The following is a 17,454-nucleotide window of genomic DNA, read 5'->3' on the forward strand; positions in this document are numbered from 1 at the left end:
ATGACCGTAGATTTGGGTGGTGTCAAAGCTGGTGCCGCTACCGCCGCAGGCGTCGCCGGCAAGGCCGAACACGGCCCCCTCTAGCGTTGGGGGGCATGTTCCCGGTTGATGTACCCACGGCTGCCGGTTCGGAATCGTGGCTGAAACTGAGTTAGGTGGAACCAAACTGCCGATCAGCCAAAGTAGCGCTATCGTGCTAACCAGCGAACCAGCGATCCGGTCGAGTTTTGGCGAGATGTATCTTAACTGCACGGATGATCCCCTCCCCTGCGTAAGTGACGCATATAGTGTAAGGGGAGGAGTTTAATAGCTTTTGAATCTTTTCCAAACTTTGGTGAAGATTATGTCATTGTTAAGCGCCTCGTCATGGCTGATTCGGCGCCAAGGCTACGATTGCGCCGTCAACACTGCGCCAGTACAACACGCCATCATGAAAGATGGGGCCGCGCACCGGGGGATGCCAGAATTGATCGTAGACGTTTCGGTTGTGATAGTACAAATAAAATCCCGGATCCAGCAGATAGGTGTCTTCTGGCGCTTGATGCGCTTCCGGGCAATAGCGCAGCACGCTGTTACGCTTTGGACATTGCCCTTGGGCAAGGGTATTGGTCATCAACAGGTATTCAGTGGTGGGAATCGGATTGGCAAACGTATCGCCGCCAATTGTGCGATCGGTAATCCGCAGCGCGGCGAGAGCCATCCAATGTGAGTGGAACAGGACATTTCCCACCATGGTGATCGCGCTTTGTTCATCGGTGGGCAGCCGGATCATCCCCTCATCCTTGTGGTCTTGCACGTAGCGAATAACGCCGGTTGTGAGATTCATTTCGCCGAAGGTCGTGTCATCTAATCTAACACAACTCGGTGGCGAGCACGCCGATCGGTTCCTCCAGTGCAGATACGCTACGTCACTTCCATCGGGCAAACGTTTGACGACGACGGCTGGTGGTGATGAATAGAAATAACCGCCATTGCCGATCCCGCCGCCGAACACGGGTGCCGTGAATCGGCGAGCACCATCATCGAGATCAAGCACAAACAACGATTGATGGTTCGGATTCTGCTCAAGGAATCGCCGGATTTCGTTTTGATCCACCGGCGCACCTTCTCTGATTGTCCACTGGAGGTGCCAATCGAAATATGAGCGAACAATCACCACGTCAGCTTGTTCAGCAACGACTGGGTAGACATCGGGAAAGCGCCGCGCTGGCCGTTCTGGCGTAGTTGCTGATGCAGCCCGGTATGGACGGAGCGCTGCGTTTACCGCTACCCGCCATACTCGTTGGCCATCGACGGCGCGCACCGCATGGACAAACCCATCTTCTGATGGAAAGATGATCAGGCCGCCGTTTTTACTGGCATAGGCCGCAGAAGCGCTAATCGCAGCCCCGGCGTTGTACATCCAGCGCTGCTGCAAGGTTTGGCTATGAAGCGCGTACAGCCGTCCAATCATGTTACCGATATAGACTGTGTCATTGACGAGGAGCACCGCCTGCTCGATCGAACCGCCGGTGTCAAATTGATTGAGGATTTCGCCGGTTGTAGCGCGCAGCCGTGCAATCCGGCCATTGGTCGAGGCAAAAAAGACAGAGTCGGTTAGCGGATCATACGCGCCGGTATCGCGGATGATCCCGCCGATCGTGGTGCTCCATACCACTTGGCCATTCGCGATATTAATGGCCCGTACAATGCCATCGCTATGACCAACGTATAGCCGGCCGTTACCAGCCACCGGCGCGACGCCATCGGGAAGGCTTAGATGATCTGGCGTTGCGCCACTGTCGCCATTCGGGCCGTTCCAAATCCAGCGGATGCTCCAGTCTTGATACATTGCGCCCCGCCGTGGGGGTAAGGTGGCTTCGACGTATCCGGTGCGTTGGGGATTGCCGCCAAGCTGATTCCAACCACTTGCGCGCGAAGGGCTAAAAATGATCGGAATGTTGACGACGATAGGTGTTGGGGTTGATGCAACGTTGATCGTAGGTGTTGGTGAAGAAGTAACTAACGCGGCTGGCGCAGTGACGCCGAGGCCGCAAGCGCTACTGAGCATAGCCAATGCGATTAGGAGGCTCAAAATGCGTCCCATATATATCCCTCCTCGGTCGGGCAATTATGGTCTTGCTAGAATCTCAAAGCTTAGAACCGGCACTGGGTCTGATCCAGCCATTCTAACAAACTCGCCATCGCCCCCCGATGATAGCGCTGCACCCAGTTCGGGTTGCTCCAGTCGATCGGGCCATCACGAATATCGAAGAGGGTATGCTCGGCGCCTTCGGCAATGTAGAGACTTGCCCCGTAGGGCCAGCGCGCGTTGTGGGCGACGACGGCGTCTGGGCCGATGTGTTGCAGATCGGGTTCGCTGTCGGCCACGATCACGTGAATAGGTGCAGCAATGGCAGTAATCTCATCGGGGCCGAGCAAATTTGAGAGCAGTGCTACCCCGCAAGGCGACGTCGCGGCGACATACTCAGCGAACGAGGCCGCGACATAGCGCGTGCCAATACTCTGCGCCACAAGAAACACCCGCCGCTGGTTGATGCCGGGTTGGGCCACCGCTGCGCGATAGGCGGCTAGCGCGTCTGCTGCTTCACAACAGCCATACGCGCCACCGCTCGCACCTGTGCCGCGTTTGTCGAAACGAAAGACGGCATAACCGCGCGCAACCAGCAGCTCGGCCAGATAGCCGTAAGCGTCACGATCAACCGGCCCGGAATGGTGAATGATCACCACCAATGGTGGCAGGGCGGGTTGGTGTGGTAGGGTCAACTCGCCGGCAAGGGTGATGCCGTCATCAGCACTGAAGCGCACTTCGCGCCGCTCGGCACTGATCGGGTCGAGGTGAGGGGTTGGCCGGGCCTCCGGGCGGGCGGTGGCGGTGCAGCCGGCAACGATCAACAGTGTGAACAGCCACCACACGACGCTACAGAATCGTTGTGCTCTGTGGGGCCAAAGCGATAATCGCGCTATCAACACGCTTTCGAGCGATACCGTCGCGCTCATTCATTGCTAGGCGGTAATGAGCGGAATTGATGCATGTTCATAACAGCAACGCCTATTTCGTAAGAGCTTCGGTTGAGAATGGCAATAGCGAGTTGGGAAGAGAGAAGTATGCTTATAATAACCGCCTATGTGTGATATTTGAAATAGTACTATAGTACTTATTTGATGTTGCTAGAGGATGAGATTGATAACGAGTTGGTAGTTTATATAAACGATACTCGTTCCATTCCTGTCGTCTTATCACTGCAATGCTATTGCCAATACTGATATTCATCGTTTTCGCTGATAGATAGCTACTGATCCTTGATTAAAAACGAGTGTTAATTCTGAGTTAGTTGCTGCGTTAAATTGTTCGCGGTTAACGTCCTGCTCGCGGACAATAATGTATCGTACATTGTACATACTCAAAATCGTATTACGTTCCGCAGATGGTGTATTTGGATCGAGTACTTTAGCTACCATGTCAATCTTAGCATAGTAATCAAGACTGCCGGCCCAATGAGCGAGAAACGCATGGGCATCCGTCCATGGTGGTACATGTTGGTTAATTTCGAGCACACCTAGTACCACATCGTCTTTAGTGGTATGGTTGGCCAGCCATTCTAGCGCTGCAACCTCGTCGCTACTCAGAAAGTAGGGTTGCTGATACCGGCCAAGATCAATGATCCGCCATGCGACAAGGTATATATTTGTGATCATAGCGAGCGTGAGAATCGCCGTTGTTGTAGTGATGACCCCCATCTTGCCAAACCGTTGTCGTGCCCAAGGCCAAAGGTTGGTGTGGATGAATCGAGCGGCTAACGCTGCAATCGGTACTTGCCAACCAAGGAGAAGGTGGATCTGAAAACTAACCGGTAAATAGGCCAATACAAAATGAACTAAAAACCAAGCAGTAAACAGTAATTCAGCGTTGTCTTGACTGCGCAGCATCCGTGGACGAAAGCTGGCAAGGGCCAGCAGGAACGGTACTCCTAACAAAATGGGTAGATGCAACAGGTTTGGCGTCCACGCGCCGGCATTATCAAATTGGGCTAGCTTACCGCCCCACGTGACATCGTTAAGCACCAGCCACGATAGATAGGCGCCCGGCGGAACTGTGAACATAGCGATGATGATCCCGCATTGAAAGAGAAACGTGGGAAACCGGCGGTCTCGCCACCAAATGAGTATGCCAAATGTGCCGAGCACGGTAGCAATGGTCAGTATGTCGTAGGCATGTTGTAATCCGATGAGGAAGCCGCAGATACCGGCAGCGACTGCGTAGCGTAGTTGCTGCCGTTGGTAAGCAAGCAATGTGAAACCTATTACCCCTATGATCAGCGATAATGCAATGGCAAAGTGGGGAAACGCTAGGGCTAAAAAGAAACTATTGGGTTCTGATGTGTATATGTCAAACGGAAACGGCGCTTCTTCTAGCTGTTGGATGTATTTGATAACAACCCAAATCATACCTAGCCCACCGCCAGTGGCAAAGAGTATGAATGCAAGTTTACGTTGAACTGGATGGGTTATGGTGAAACGAAAAAAGAGGTATCCGGTTATAAGTAAGGTGATCCCGCCTATAATGCGGAGAATATTGAACATTACACTAAAAGATAAATTGAATAGAGCGCTGAATTTACCACTTACCCACCATAACAGATGGAATAGAGCTGGTTCATTTGGTTCAGCCGTTAATCGATTGGCGGCTAAATGTTGGTGTTGAAAATCGCGCAGCCATGCAAAATATTGATTGTGGTCGGGAATGTTATAGACAACACCGGTGAAAAACCGATCATCCGGTGTGGTCATATAGGCGAAGATCGTTGGAAGTGCAGCGATGATGATAATGCATGTGATAAACATCGTAATATACGTAATTTCTTGATCCCAGAATCGTACTTTCACGACGGTGTGTATATCTGATTGGAGCGGTTTGCTCTGCATGCTCATAGTGTTTCCCTGTCAGTTACTGTCTGGTTAATCGCCAGCGGACAAATACGATGAGGCTAATGAGTGCAATCGGTATCAGCAGTGAGCTGCCAATCACGATAAGCGCCGCGCTTTCCCAGATGGGCCTGCTTGTCATAGGTGGCGCTTGCGTAATGTTGGCCGGCAATGGTGTCGCAGTCGGTGCGGGGGTTGGTGTAGCTGTGATGGGGATTTGGTTGAAAATCGTTGCAGTCGGTGTAAAGGTCGGCAGCGCCGTCGCTGCTGGTATGTTCAAACTACGCTGGCTGTACCAAACGCGGTACTTTGACCGTTCGCTGGTGAAGATATCGTCTCGGTTGCGCGTAAACCAAACGACGTGCAACTGATTGCCGTTGCTCGTGATGATCTTTGGGTATTCAGGGTATAGCTCATTCTGCATAATGACTTCACGCATGCTCCAGCGCTGACTGCTCCAGACCAGATGCCATAAGGTGGGTGGCGTGAAGGTGTCGATTTGTTCGTTCGCTTGGTAGGCGCACGCCGCAAGGTGGATATTGCCGGCGTTATCAGTAGTCAGCGAATAATTGTCATACGTGGTTGCTCGTGCCACAAGACCGATCAGTTCTTGCGCCGGTAGCCAGTTGCGTCCGCCGTCTGGTGAGAATTGGCTGAAGATACGGTCGTAATGCGCGCCACGGAAGACGACCAGCGGGTTGCCTTGGTTGTCGACACCGAGTGCAGTTTGTACGACTGCTTTAGGATAAGCTAAGGTCGTTGGTGATATGCCGGCGCTTGCCATTTGTCGGAGCAGCGCATTGTATGCCGACGATGGCAGCTCGAAGTAGTATCGATCAACCCACGAGTTGCCGCCGTCATCAGATCGGATGTACACGCCGCGATGGGGTTGGCCGCTACCTACAAACGTATCTATTCCTTCGTTCCAAACGATGTGAATCCGATCGAATGCGTCAATCTTGATTTGCGGATGTGTGATCCCATCGGGTGATTGAGATAGGTTGATAGGGGTTGACCATGTTTGCCCACCGTCAACCGATCGCCGGTAGAAAAGATCACTGCATCCGCTACATGCCGTGTTTGGCTTGCTAGGATCGTCCGGGACATTTTCCGAGTAGATGACATGTAACCCTCCCTTACTATCCGTCGCCGCCGCAACATAGTAGGTTGGGTCGCTCCCGCTGATCCGTTTTGGTTCGCTCCACGATTGGGGGAAGCGGGCCATGGCAAATGGCGCATTGGTGTACACAATCGCCATCCCTAGCCGGTAGAAGAGATGTAATTTGCCATCCCGCCCAGCAAGGATGCTGTGACGCACGGTGAGTCCACCGGTAGCTGGGGCAAACAGTTCTATTGGGGCTGTCCATTGCCCATTCCTGTATTCCCGATACATCAAGAGATCGAGCACGCCCCCTTCTTTGGGATCAATCGCGATGCCACTGTACCACGTGACCGCCAGCCGGCCATTATGGTCGGTGGTAATGTCAGGAAACCACGATGAGCCATAGCTCCGCGTTTGGTCCGTGTTGGCGGCTGAATGAGGCGGCGACAGCTCGATAGGTGTGCTCCAGTTGCTACGCTGAGCGGCCACGGAATGTGTTATCCAGAGTATGAGTGTGAAGCATGTTATACACAGGGTTTGAAAAATGTTTTTATTCATGATTGCTCAAGAGACAACTTGTCGATTTTCTGCCTTATACTGATCAAAAGTCCGACAAAGACCCAGCTATGCATCGTGTATTTGAAGCCGCCTACCGTTTGGTTGTAGAGGAATGGGAGTACCCAATCACCTAGCATCATTGAGAATTGAGCGGCGGCCCAGCCGGAAGTTGCTACGATCGCAGTCGTGCGCAAGATACCCGGCGGTGCAAGCTGAATCGTGCGCCAGCCGTACCAGAGGCTGGCGATGGCGAACCAGATCCAGATGCTAAAGCCAACCACACCAAATTGCGCCAAAATATCGAAGTAGTTGTTGTGGGTTGAACGAGCATCTTCCCGATAATAGGTCATATTGTAGGGGGCATAGCCGGCAACACCGGTGCCGAATAGCCAATGCTGCTTTACAATCGAAAGGTTTCGCTCCCAAATTTCGAGCCGGCCTAACCCTCCCTCCTCAATGTTATCGTTGATCACTTGATCAATATAGACTTGGCCCGGTCCAATCGCTACATTCAAGATAACAATCGCTACTAAGATGAAGAAGATGCGGCGAGAGGCAAAGAAGGCCATCGCCAATAAGCCCACGATTGTCGGCAACCAGCCTGAGATCCAGAGCGAATTGCGCACTGCTGCTAGCCAGAGATGCCACATTAGGAAGGCGCTGCCAGCTAGTCGCCAACCCCAGTGGACGTTGGGTTGCAAGTAGATGATGCCGGCGAGCGACAGGGCAAACCATAATCCCCAAAGACCTTGGGCGACGAGGAGGTATTCATTGATCCCAAAAATGAGGAATATGGTCATTAATCCGCCACAGACGATAAACATGCCCAAATAGGCTTTGATTTGCCATTCATGCTGGATAAAGCGACCAACCAAGAGCGGTATGCTCAGTAGGCCGAGAAATGATAACAACGATGCGATCTGGGCAAAGCGAAAGTTGCCCATAATCCGCCAGTTGAGAATAGGGTCGGCCCATAAGATGCCCCATAGTACAGAGAAGATGCAGATGAACATGAAAGCCAGAAGTGGTTTGTTGAGCGGCGACGGCGCAAGTAGCCACGTCCGCCGTGTGATCATGGCTAAGATCCAGATACCGCTGAGGGCAAGTGTTAGCAACATACTGATCGGTAGCTCACTACCGTTGCCTGCCGGTACAGAGATTGGCCGCATGGCGAGGCCAGTGAGCGGTAAGATCAACACAAACCATTCAAACCGGTAGAGGAGGAGGGTGAGGCCGATCAGTCCAAGCGGTAGCGCCAACAACGCTAACCCAATCAGTTGCCGATTGGTACCGAACATCGCACCGATGGCGAGGCTGTACACGGCTAATCCGCTGACCACGCCGCCGATGATCAGCGGGCGCGGCAGGCGTTCGAGCCAAGGCGGGGTTTCGATATGACGGAGGAAAGAAAGCATAGCTATTAGGTACGGTCTTAATTTACTATGTTGTCCTTGAGCGCCACCGGATGTGCCAAAGACATCTTCTACGCTCCCAATTGTCATTGCGCGCCGAGCAATCGATCCCCGTTCCCCAGCGGTGAGTGGCACCCCCTCCTAGCAGGGGAAGGCTGGAGCGAGGGCTATGCGACAATGCCCTTAAAACTGCTCCGGTGCAACCGGTTGCTGCACTCGCCGCCCAATCGCAGCCCACAGCAGGCCGCCATCGCGCACAAATTGCTCGCCGGTACGATGGTGGCCGCCGCCGGTAGCAACCAAGACGCTGCCAATCGCGACTTTGCCGAAAAAGATGATTTGCAATCCTATTCCTAACAGCAACGCCGCAGTTTGGCCGTAGTGTTTGGCGAAGAAGCGCAGTTTGCTGAAGTACAGCTCGGCTTTCATGCGCGTGACCGCTTGTTTGCTGCTCTGGCCGCCGAAATGGATGATCGAGGATGAAGGAAGGTAGCAGATCTGCCAGCCGGCCCGCTTGATCCGGTAGCACCAGTCTACCTCCTCAGTATACATAAAATAGGCTTCGTCCAGCAAGCCGACCTGTTTCACGACCTCGCGCCGCAAGAGCAAAGCCGCACCGTCAAGCCAGTCGGTTGCGTATGCCGTCGCGCCGTCTTTAGTGGGGTACCGCCGCCGCCACCGGATCTTTTTGCCAGTCAGTTCGGTGAGGAGGTTCGGGAACATGGCCCATGACGGCTGCAATGATCCATCAGCGTTGAGTAATTGCGGCCCAACCACGCCAACTTCGGGGTGAGCGTCGAGGAAGTGTACCAGCCGGGTGATCGATTCAGGTTGGGCAATGGTGTCGCTGTTGAGTAGGAAGACGTACCGCCCGCTGCTAGCCCGGATGGCCTGATTGTTGGCGGTGGCGAAGCCACGGTTGTCGGGGTTGGCAATGATGAAAACGTCGGGGAAGGCAGCGGCCACCGCTGCAACGCTGCCATCACGCGAGCCGTTGTCAACCACCCAGACCTCGCTCTCGATGCCGGCGGTAGCCGCCGGTAGCACTGCTAGACAGTCGAGTAGAAGTTGGCGGGTATTCCAGTTGACAATAATGATGCTGATATCAGGCACGGGCCATGTCATAGCGGAGCTTCCTTGGTTGGGCAACTTCTTCCAGCATATCGTTTAAGCGTGGCACAATCACCCGCCAATCGTAGCGCACTGCTACCGCCTGCCGTCCAGTTTCGCCGAGCCGGCGGGCGAGCGGCGGGTCGGTGAGCAAGCGGCTCGTAGCGCGGGCAAAATCCATCGGTGTATCGGCCAGCAGCAGGTGTTTGCCGTCAATCAGCTCTAGCCCTTCCGCCCCTTTGCTCGTACTCACCACTGGTACCCCTAACGCTAGCGCCTCGAGGATCTTGAGCCGTGTGCCGCCGCCCTCCCGGATTGGTGTCACTTCCACCGCATGGCGCGCAATCACGTCACGGATGTTGTCCACGTAGCCGGTATACTCAACCCCCGGCATGTTCGGCAGTGCTGCGCGCTGCTCATCGGTGACTCTGCCGGTGATGCGGAAGCGCGCTTGCGGATGACGGGCACGGATCAATGGCCAGATAGAGCGCAGGAAATAATCGACTGCGTCGAAATTGGCGCTGTACGAGAGCGCGCCGGGGTAGATCAGCGTGTCAGGTTCGGGCCGGTAGCCGTAAGCGGCACAAGCGGCGCTATCAACCCCGTTGGGAATGACCGTGATGACCGGACGTTGTGATCCGACAATCCGGCGGGCAAGTTCTGCTTCTCGTTCGGAAACGGTAGTAACAGCCGCAAACGCCGGCAAGATGGTTGATACGTAGCGGCGATGCTGGGTAGCCGTCAGCAGACTGCGCAACCGGTCCAAGCCCGATTGGTGGCGATAACTTTCGAGGATGGAAGCAAGTTCCAATTCCTCCAGCACTAGCGGAGTATTAGGTACGAGGCAGGCATATGCGGCGACATCAATCTGCATCGCTAACACCACATCCGGTTGCCAGCGCTTTGCCGCTGCTACCACTGCCTCGGCAAAGGCTGTGCTCCAGCGTACCCGCACCGACGCCGGCTTCGAGCTGGTGATGCTGCCTAACCGATCGCTCAAGGTCAAGGGTCGATCGGGCCGCTCAAAGGCTTGCCATGATCGGCACAGCCGGCTGATTTCGGTTGTTTGCACCTTAGTGGCTGGCCCTTGGCTGAAGGCTAGCAGATGCAGTTCGTGCCGAGCGGCTAGTCCGCGCAGAATTGCCATCGCCCGCAAGCGCGAGCCGTTGTCGTCCGGTTCAGGCCACCACGTTGAAAGGATGAGGATGCGCATGGGATTGTCCTCGATATCGATCTGACGCTAGCTGCGGGTGACACCACCTTAGAGAGAACCTTCTTTGGGCAAACGTGCGCTGGGTTGACTTGGGCGGGCTGTGAGCAATGAATGGTATAGTTCGATGACACGCTGAGCGTTTTGTGTCCAAGAAAATTGCTTAACTCGTGCAAATCCTCGTTGGCGTAAGGTTTCAGCGGCCTCAGGATTAGTCAAGAGTTCAACCAGCAAGTGGGCAAGTGCCTGATCGTCTTCTGCATCGATAATGTATCCCGCTTGATCGACTACCTCAGGAATTGATCCTCGATTGGAGGCAATAATGGGTGTGCCACAGGTCATTGCCTCTACGAGTGGGATGCCAAAACCTTCGATCCACGATGGAAAGACAAAGACTGTAGCCATGGTGTAGAGCGCACTGAGATCGGAATATTGTGGTCGAACGAACATGCGTGCAAATCCAGCCCGGATGGCTTTATGCACGATTGGTAATACATCTGGCGAGCGAGAAAAGAAGATGATTTCATATTGGTCTCGGATAGGTTGTGGCAGTCGTTGCCAAGCTCGGATTAAGACCCCCGGATTTTTGAAAGCATCTGCGACAACGAATGGTTTGTTGAGATTCAATCGTTGCCGGACATCACGTAAGACTACGGGATCTTCAATTCGTTGAATGTCACGCGGACAGGCATGATGGACGACTGTGATTCGTTGCGGTGAGATGCCAGAATAACGAATAATTTGTTGGCGCGAATATTCTGATGCCGTAATGATGAGATCGGCTTTTTGCACCGCTGCCCGTGTCATGAGATGGAGATACGTCATCATGGCGATGACCCGCGGTGTTTTTCTATGCCCGGCAATAATTTCTCTCAGTGGCAAGAGGTTAATCTCATCGTGGAGCGTAATCACACAATAGCTTCCTTGTGGACCGAAACCGTAATTGCTGGTAAAATGTACGATATCTAGATGGTCTTGCTGCATGTACTTTTTGAGAAAAAGATCGTAATAAATACTCGATTGCGGCCCATGCCAAGGCAACAAACGAACTGTTACATTATTTGGTAGATTTTGTAACTCAAAAGGCGCTTTTGTGTCAGCATAAAGTACAATATCATGCTCAGATGCCACATGGACGAGCGTTTCCGTGAATTGTGCTACATAGTTACGCACGCCACCCACTAATCTATGGGACAAGTACCGTACATCAAGTCCGATTCGCATAGAGCGTATCCTTTGGCGATGATCGCGTGTCTGATCGATGATTGCCCAATTCGAGGTACCGGTGATATGCTGTTGGTGCCGGCCCAAACCTTCCTCGCCAGAAATCGAACCACCCCAACCCCATCCCGATCCGGCCTTTGCGTGTCCGCCACTTGGGACGGAGCCACAGACTGAAGTAGGTGCGTAGGTCTTGCAGCATGAGCGCATCCAGCCACGTGCGCCAGTTGGCCCGCGTGGCTCGCAAGAAGAGCAGCCGGTTGCGCGTCATGTAGTAAGCGAGATATTCGCGGTCAAAGCGGGCGTTGAGCGGGATCTTGTGCCAGACCTTGGCTGCTGGGGTGAAGGAGCAAGCGTACCCGGCCCGCGTGGCTCGTACACACCATTCGGTCTCTTCAAAGTACATAAAAAAGCGTTCGTCGAGCAGGCCAACCTTTCCTAGCACCGCCACCCGGATCAACATCGCGCAGCCGGTGATGAAATCAACCGTGCGAGCCGGATATTGGCCGCGATCCTCCTCTTCGCCAGCCATGCGGCAAATGCCGCGCCGCCAGTCGATGTAGCCACCCGCCGACCAGACCCGCTGCGGCGCGTCGTAGTAGTAGATGATTGGCCCCACTGCGGCTATCGCTGGATCAGCCTCAGCGGTTGCTACCAGATGTTCGAGCATGTCCGGTGCCGCTTCGGTATCGTTGTTGAGCAGCAGTGCGTAGTCGTACCCATGCGTTTGCGCGTAGCGTAAGCCAACGTTGTTGCCGGCGGCAAAGCCAAGGTTCGCGCCGTTTTCGATCACGATCGCTTGTGGGAACGCGCTACGTACCTGTGCTGGAGTGCTATCGCGTGACGCATTATCAACCACTACTACTTCGTACCGCTCAGAGGGATAATTCAAGCGGTAGAGCGAAGCGAGGCAGGCTAAGGTGTCGGCGATGCCGTTGTAGGTCAGCACAATAATGGCGACACGCGGCTTCATCAGACTCTTCCTCGCTCTACGCCGCGCCGCTCGAATAGCGCGGTGTAACGCTCCAACAACGCATGCATTTCGTCGTCAATCGATGGCGGGGGCTGGATGCCATCCCGCAATCGCTGTAACAAGCCCTTTTCTGTCCGCAATCGCTGTAACTGGCGGGCCAAATCGCGGCTGTCGTTCGGCGTGAAGTGCAAACCATCAACGCCATCGCGCACCAGTTCGGCCATGCCGCCTAATCGCGACGTAACCACCGGTCGTCCGGCGGCATGCGCTTCAATAATGCTGAGCGGGCTGTTCTCGTACCAGATCGATGGCACGACTACCACATCAACGCTACTCAAGACTGTTGGTAATTGATCGTGACGAAACTTGCCGGCCAGATGGATGTGCGGGTTGTCGCCGATCAGTCGGCGCAGATAGCGGGTATACGCTGGGTGTTGCTCAGGATTGCCAAAGATGGTCAATTCAGCGGTCACATCATTGTATGGTAGGCTATTCAATGCGGTAATGAGCAAATGCACGCCTTTATGCGGCGCGATCTGGCCGATATAGCCTAGTCGCAATCTGTTTCCCGTTTGTATTGGCGAAACGAGCGCAAAACGCGAAGTGTCAAAGCCATAGCGTAAGATGGTTAACCGCTCTGGTGCTATTATCTCACTAAATAAGCCGGCCAAAAAACGCGAAGGCGCGATGATCATATCCACCTTGGCCAGCGCAGATCGTAATGTATCGCGCCGCGCCTGTTGTTCATCCCTGCCATCCTTGCCGGCCAGTTTGATCCACGCCCTCCCAGCCCAGCCCCCGCTGATCTGTTCCGGCAAGCGGTAGCGTCGCCGGTCGAGTTGCAAACACCATGCGCATGCGGCAGGGTCGTCCGGCGGTTGCTGGCAGAGCGAACCATCGCCGCGCAGCAGGGTGATGCGCGGGCAGAGAAACCAGTAGTCGTGGAGGGTTACGACAGTAGCGATGCCCAACGCATGCGCCGCCGTGATTGCGCCGGTGCCAATGAGATAACCGCCGTGCAGGTGCATAATGTCTGGCTGCCAAATGCGCATCCGTTCGCGCAACCATGCCTCAATCGCCGGGTTGGCGTAGCTCCAGTTGGCCGGTGCGTCGCGCAGGCCAAGGTGTAAGCGCCATACCGGAATCCCTTCGTAGCGATCCGGTTCGGCTCGCACCCCGAAGGGTTGGGTGGTCGCGAGCGTCTCGACACAAACTACTTCGGCCTCGTGACCACGCCGCAACAGCTCGCGCGCCAATTGCATTGTGTACAACTCGGCGCCGGCGCTGTACTTGGGAGGGAAGTGATGAACAGCTAACAAAATACGCACAGACCCTCCTTGCTTACGAAACGGTTGTTCTGCCGACAGCGGTTGTTTGTTTCAGCGCCGATCGCTCCTGCTGAACAAGATCCATCAAGGCCCAAAATTGGTGCGAGCTGAGATTCCAATCAAACAATTTCATTAACAATGGATGATCCCAACGCTGGCGATCGGCTATGTCGAGCAAGCGATCAATAAATTGCTCGGTGACAAAACGTTTGATCATTGTGCGAATCCGTGGTTTTGATGAGTGAGCTATGACGCTCAGGTCAACAAGTTCAGGATGTTTACGCGCCATTATCAGTGTGATTTGACTTGATAAGATCGCTCGTCGCCGCGCACTAACGTAGCTGGTTGGATGGTAGTGACGCGCGAGCAACTCGCGTCGAAAGATGATGCGTAGGCCGTGACGGCTAAGACGGTAGGCAAGTTCCGTGTCTTCGCCATATGCATACGGAAATTCTTCATCGAATAAGCCGTAGCGAAGTAAGAACTGGCGGCTTAATGAGATATTGCTCGTATAGAAAAACTCGTATGAGACATTGTTTGGGTCGTGAATGTCATAATATCGAAATTGTTGAAAGGTGCCGCCACTTATGAGATAGCGCATTAAGGGTGTGATCTCTTCATCTTCCCCCCACGGCGTATACCCAAGCACCGCAATATGTTCTCCCTGTACTTCTTGATGAACCTGTAGATGCTGTTCAAGTAGGTTGGGTGTCGCCACAATATCATCGCCCAACAGCACAATCCAATCTCCCTGCGCTGCTTGTATCCCTACGTTGCGCGCTGCGCTTGGCCCGGCATTACGCGGTTGGCGAAAGAAGCGAATACCCGGTCGCTGGCTCATAACCACTGGTGTCTGATCGGTCGAATGGTCATCGATCACGATCAATTCGTACTGTGCTCGGGGTAGGGTTTGTTGTTCAAGCGCTGCAAGGCAACGCTCAAGGGTTGATAGCCGGTTGTAAGTGGGGATGACCACGCTTATTGCAATCATAACACCCTCTACGTAATGGTTACTTTGTGCTTGCTACTGCCCGTTTACGCAGCGCTTGCGCAATCGTATTGACGATAATCTGCACTTCGGCGATTCGTAATCCACCGGTAAGAAAAGTGATGCCGAGATAGGTCACTGCGGCCAGTGGTATGGTCAGGAAGATGTCGAGATGGTGGTTAAGCCAGAGCACAAGGATCATCGACCCCGCTGGAATGATGGTATTGCTGAAGGTGGAAATGATATTTTTGATCGGGATCTTGTCATGTAATAACCACGTATACTGGACAAATCCAACAAATTCAGTGATAACTGTCGTGATAGCTGCACCAATTACTCCGAAATGCGGAATAATGAGGAGATTAAGAGTAATGTTGAATAAAGCGTTGATGAGATTGATGCGAGCAGTTGCGCGTTCAAGGTGAAGAACCGTGGTGATGGAACCGCAGAGTGCGGTGATGTTGAGAATCGGTAATACCCAAATCAGAATGTGTAGAATGCGTGCAGCATTTAAATATTCACTGCCGTATAGGAGTAGAACAATCTTTTCGCTTTCCATCGTGACGCCCACTGATATGGGCAACGAGATAATCCATAGGATTTTGACAGTTTGTAGAAAGAATTGTTGAACGGCTTGCACATCTTGTTGATAGTGGCGCGATAACGATGGCACTAGCGCGCCGATGAAGCTGGCAGAAAGGCTGATGAGGGCAAAAATAAGGTTATACGCGGCGTTGTACCAACCTATCTCGGTGCTTGGTCGCCATAATGAGAGTAATACGGTGTCAACTTTAAATGATAACATGGTTGCAAAGATCGTGACCGCGAACGGAAAGCCAGCCAACAGCAGTGCATACCATTGCTTTTTATCTATATTGATTGATAGCTTGGTTAGTTTTGTGGTTTTATTCCATGCGATAACTGTCACAATGATGGTGGCAATGTATGATGCTATGAAGACGCCAACCACCCCCCAACCTTGCCAGAGTAAGACGCTGCCAATCAAAATAATGATAACTTGGTTGATGATCGTAAGCTGAACAGATAGATCAATTCGCTCAAGACCTTGCAAGATTGCATCGAGCGGGCCATAAAGCGCATAAAGAAATAGCCCAATACTGCCGAGTGCGATGTAGAAAATGATCGTTGAATTATAACCAAGTATATAACCGGCAAGGATGTTGATAAAAAAGACGGCTGACCCAAGGATTAAGCGGAGCACAATCATATTGCCGAACAACTTGCTGATGGCGTTGCGATCCTTGGCTACTTCGCGCACAACGTAGTTGGCCATGCCAAGATCAGCGAGGATAGTTAAAATCCCGATGAGCGCCAGTGCGGTGGAATACTCGCCAAAATTCTCATCGCCTAATTGCCGTACAATTGCAATGGTGTAGCCAAATGAGATAAAACGCAGCGTAATCTGGCCGATAACGCCAGCGATGGAATTTCGTGCAATCTGTTGCCCAATGCTCTGCTGCATAAAACGGCGCTTCCTATCGTGTGCTATAGCGTAATGGTCACATTACTGAATTGTGAATATGGCTTCGGATACGCCACCATCCACTGCACCAATGTTTCCACTCGCATCAACCACTGATCAAGCGTAAACCGCTCCTCCATTAACTGGCGTCCGGCCTGCCCCATTGCCTCGGCACGCACTGGATCGTCCCAGAGGGTGGTAATCGCAGTAACCATCTGTTCAACGCTGCCCGGTTCAACAAGCAGGGCGGTCTCACCCTCAACCACATATTCGCGCAGCCCCGGACGGCGCGTGGCGATGACTGGTCGTCCCATTGCCTGCGCCGCTTGCACCGAGGTGCAGCCGGCGCTCCATTGCGTGCTGGCCTTGATCGGCACCACCACGATCCGGCTTTCTATGTAACAATTGCGTAACCTTTCCGGTGGCACAAATGGTTGTAGGCTGATGTTGGTCGGTAGCGTCTCGTTTTCGTATCCTGCTTTCCCGCTCACCCAGCTACTCCCCACCCGCAGGTGGCAAGGAATGTGTGGCAGCCGCCGCATCGCCTGAATCAAGGTTGGGTAGTCGCGATGCGAGAGACCAAGGCTCTGCACAACACTGGCCGGCGACGTAGCCGGTTGTGGCCGGTAAAAATTGGTGTCAACCGGGGTATGCAAGGCTACTACTCGTTCCGCCGGCATCTTCAGCGCCTGTCGCATCCCTTCTGCCTCGGCTTGGCTAATCGCTGCTATCACATCCCAGCGTCGTTGTAAGCCCAATCCCTTGATCAAACGCAATTTATGCTCCGACATGCCGTGGTGGAAGATGACCAGATGGCGCACGTTCCTAGGTAGTAAGAGTGCCAACGGTATCCCTACTCGCTCGGAAAGACTAATGACCGCTTGGTATCGTTCACGTCGCACCCGTTGCAAAACCTGCCATGCCAACCGCAAATCCATTCGTAGCCACGCCTCTAGCCGTTGTAGTATCGGGTTGGCGCGGACGATGCCGTAATCGATGTGCCGACTGCCAAAGCGAGTTGATAGTTCGAGGTAGTCAACCCGCTGGTGTTTACCATCGCGCACTGCTGCCGCTAGCTCTGGCATCGACGTATTGGTTGCGATAATTAATGTACGTGGCAGTTGATCGCTCATCGTTTATACC

14 protein-coding genes are annotated in these 17,454 nt (G+C 53.5%); all 14 read right to left on the minus strand.

The features are described from left to right. Window positions 1–252: hypothetical protein (locus Q1A00_RS12360; RefSeq protein WP_298490319.1), on the minus strand; the 252-nt coding region annotated here is incomplete at its 3' end. Window positions 253–364: 112 nt separating this feature from the next. Further along, complete coding sequence (locus tag Q1A00_RS12365) at window positions 365–2,086, minus strand: PQQ-binding-like beta-propeller repeat protein (RefSeq protein ID WP_299757096.1); 1,722 nt, start codon at window positions 2,084–2,086, stop codon at window positions 365–367. A 50-nt stretch (window positions 2,087–2,136) separates the two neighbouring features. Beyond that, complete coding sequence (locus Q1A00_RS12370; protein ID WP_298402980.1) at window positions 2,137–2,916, minus strand: alpha/beta fold hydrolase; 780 nt, start codon at window positions 2,914–2,916, stop codon at window positions 2,137–2,139. 354 nt (window positions 2,917–3,270) lie between these two features. Beyond that, a complete protein-coding gene (locus Q1A00_RS12375) occupies window positions 3,271–4,932 on the minus strand; it encodes a hypothetical protein (RefSeq protein WP_298402981.1) in 1,662 nt (553 codons plus the stop codon). A gap of 16 nt (window positions 4,933–4,948) precedes the next feature. Further along, the gene (locus Q1A00_RS12380; RefSeq protein ID WP_298402982.1) at window positions 4,949–6,517 is read right to left on the minus strand and encodes a sialidase family protein; all 1,569 of its coding nucleotides are present in this window, start codon (window positions 6,515–6,517) and stop codon (window positions 4,949–4,951) included. Window positions 6,518–6,582: 65 nt separating this feature from the next. Further along, window positions 6,583–8,001 (minus strand): O-antigen ligase, encoded by a 1,419-nt coding sequence (locus Q1A00_RS12385; RefSeq protein ID WP_298402983.1) that lies wholly within the window; start codon window positions 7,999–8,001, stop codon window positions 6,583–6,585. A 180-nt stretch (window positions 8,002–8,181) separates the two neighbouring features. Next, complete coding sequence (locus tag Q1A00_RS12390; RefSeq protein WP_298402984.1) at window positions 8,182–9,123, minus strand: glycosyltransferase family 2 protein; 942 nt, start codon at window positions 9,121–9,123, stop codon at window positions 8,182–8,184. Continuing rightward, complete coding sequence (locus Q1A00_RS12395; protein ID WP_298402986.1) at window positions 9,104–10,321, minus strand: glycosyltransferase family 4 protein; 1,218 nt, start codon at window positions 10,319–10,321, stop codon at window positions 9,104–9,106. Before Q1A00_RS12395 ends, Q1A00_RS12390 begins: the two co-directional genes overlap by 20 nt. 48 nt (window positions 10,322–10,369) lie before the next feature. Next, on the minus strand, window positions 10,370–11,542 hold the full coding sequence (locus Q1A00_RS12400; RefSeq protein ID WP_298402988.1) for a glycosyltransferase family 1 protein: 1,173 nt from the start codon (window positions 11,540–11,542) through the stop codon (window positions 10,370–10,372). Then, window positions 11,526–12,512, minus strand: coding sequence for a glycosyltransferase family 2 protein (locus Q1A00_RS12405; protein WP_299757104.1), 987 nt, complete (start codon window positions 12,510–12,512; stop codon window positions 11,526–11,528). The genes Q1A00_RS12400 and Q1A00_RS12405 overlap by 17 nt, the downstream gene beginning before the upstream one ends. Continuing rightward, complete coding sequence (locus Q1A00_RS12410) at window positions 12,512–13,840, minus strand: glycosyltransferase family 4 protein (protein ID WP_298402992.1); 1,329 nt, start codon at window positions 13,838–13,840, stop codon at window positions 12,512–12,514. Before Q1A00_RS12410 ends, Q1A00_RS12405 begins: the two co-directional genes overlap by 1 nt. Window positions 13,841–13,853: 13 nt before the next feature. Then, window positions 13,854–14,831 carry a glycosyltransferase family 2 protein gene (locus Q1A00_RS12415; protein ID WP_298402994.1) on the minus strand — a complete coding sequence of 326 codons (978 nt, stop codon included), beginning with the start codon at window positions 14,829–14,831 and terminating at the stop codon, window positions 13,854–13,856. A 19-nt stretch (window positions 14,832–14,850) separates the two neighbouring features. Then, window positions 14,851–16,311 (minus strand): flippase, encoded by a 1,461-nt coding sequence (locus Q1A00_RS12420; protein ID WP_298402996.1) that lies wholly within the window; start codon window positions 16,309–16,311, stop codon window positions 14,851–14,853. A 23-nt stretch (window positions 16,312–16,334) separates the two neighbouring features. Further along, window positions 16,335–17,444 (minus strand): glycosyltransferase family 4 protein, encoded by a 1,110-nt coding sequence (locus tag Q1A00_RS12425; RefSeq protein ID WP_298402997.1) that lies wholly within the window; start codon window positions 17,442–17,444, stop codon window positions 16,335–16,337. Between the last annotated feature and the right edge of the window lie 10 nt (window positions 17,445–17,454).

The organism is uncultured Chloroflexus sp., from assembly GCF_938091255.1.
Classification (GTDB): Bacteria; Chloroflexota; Chloroflexia; order Chloroflexales; family Chloroflexaceae; genus Chloroflexus.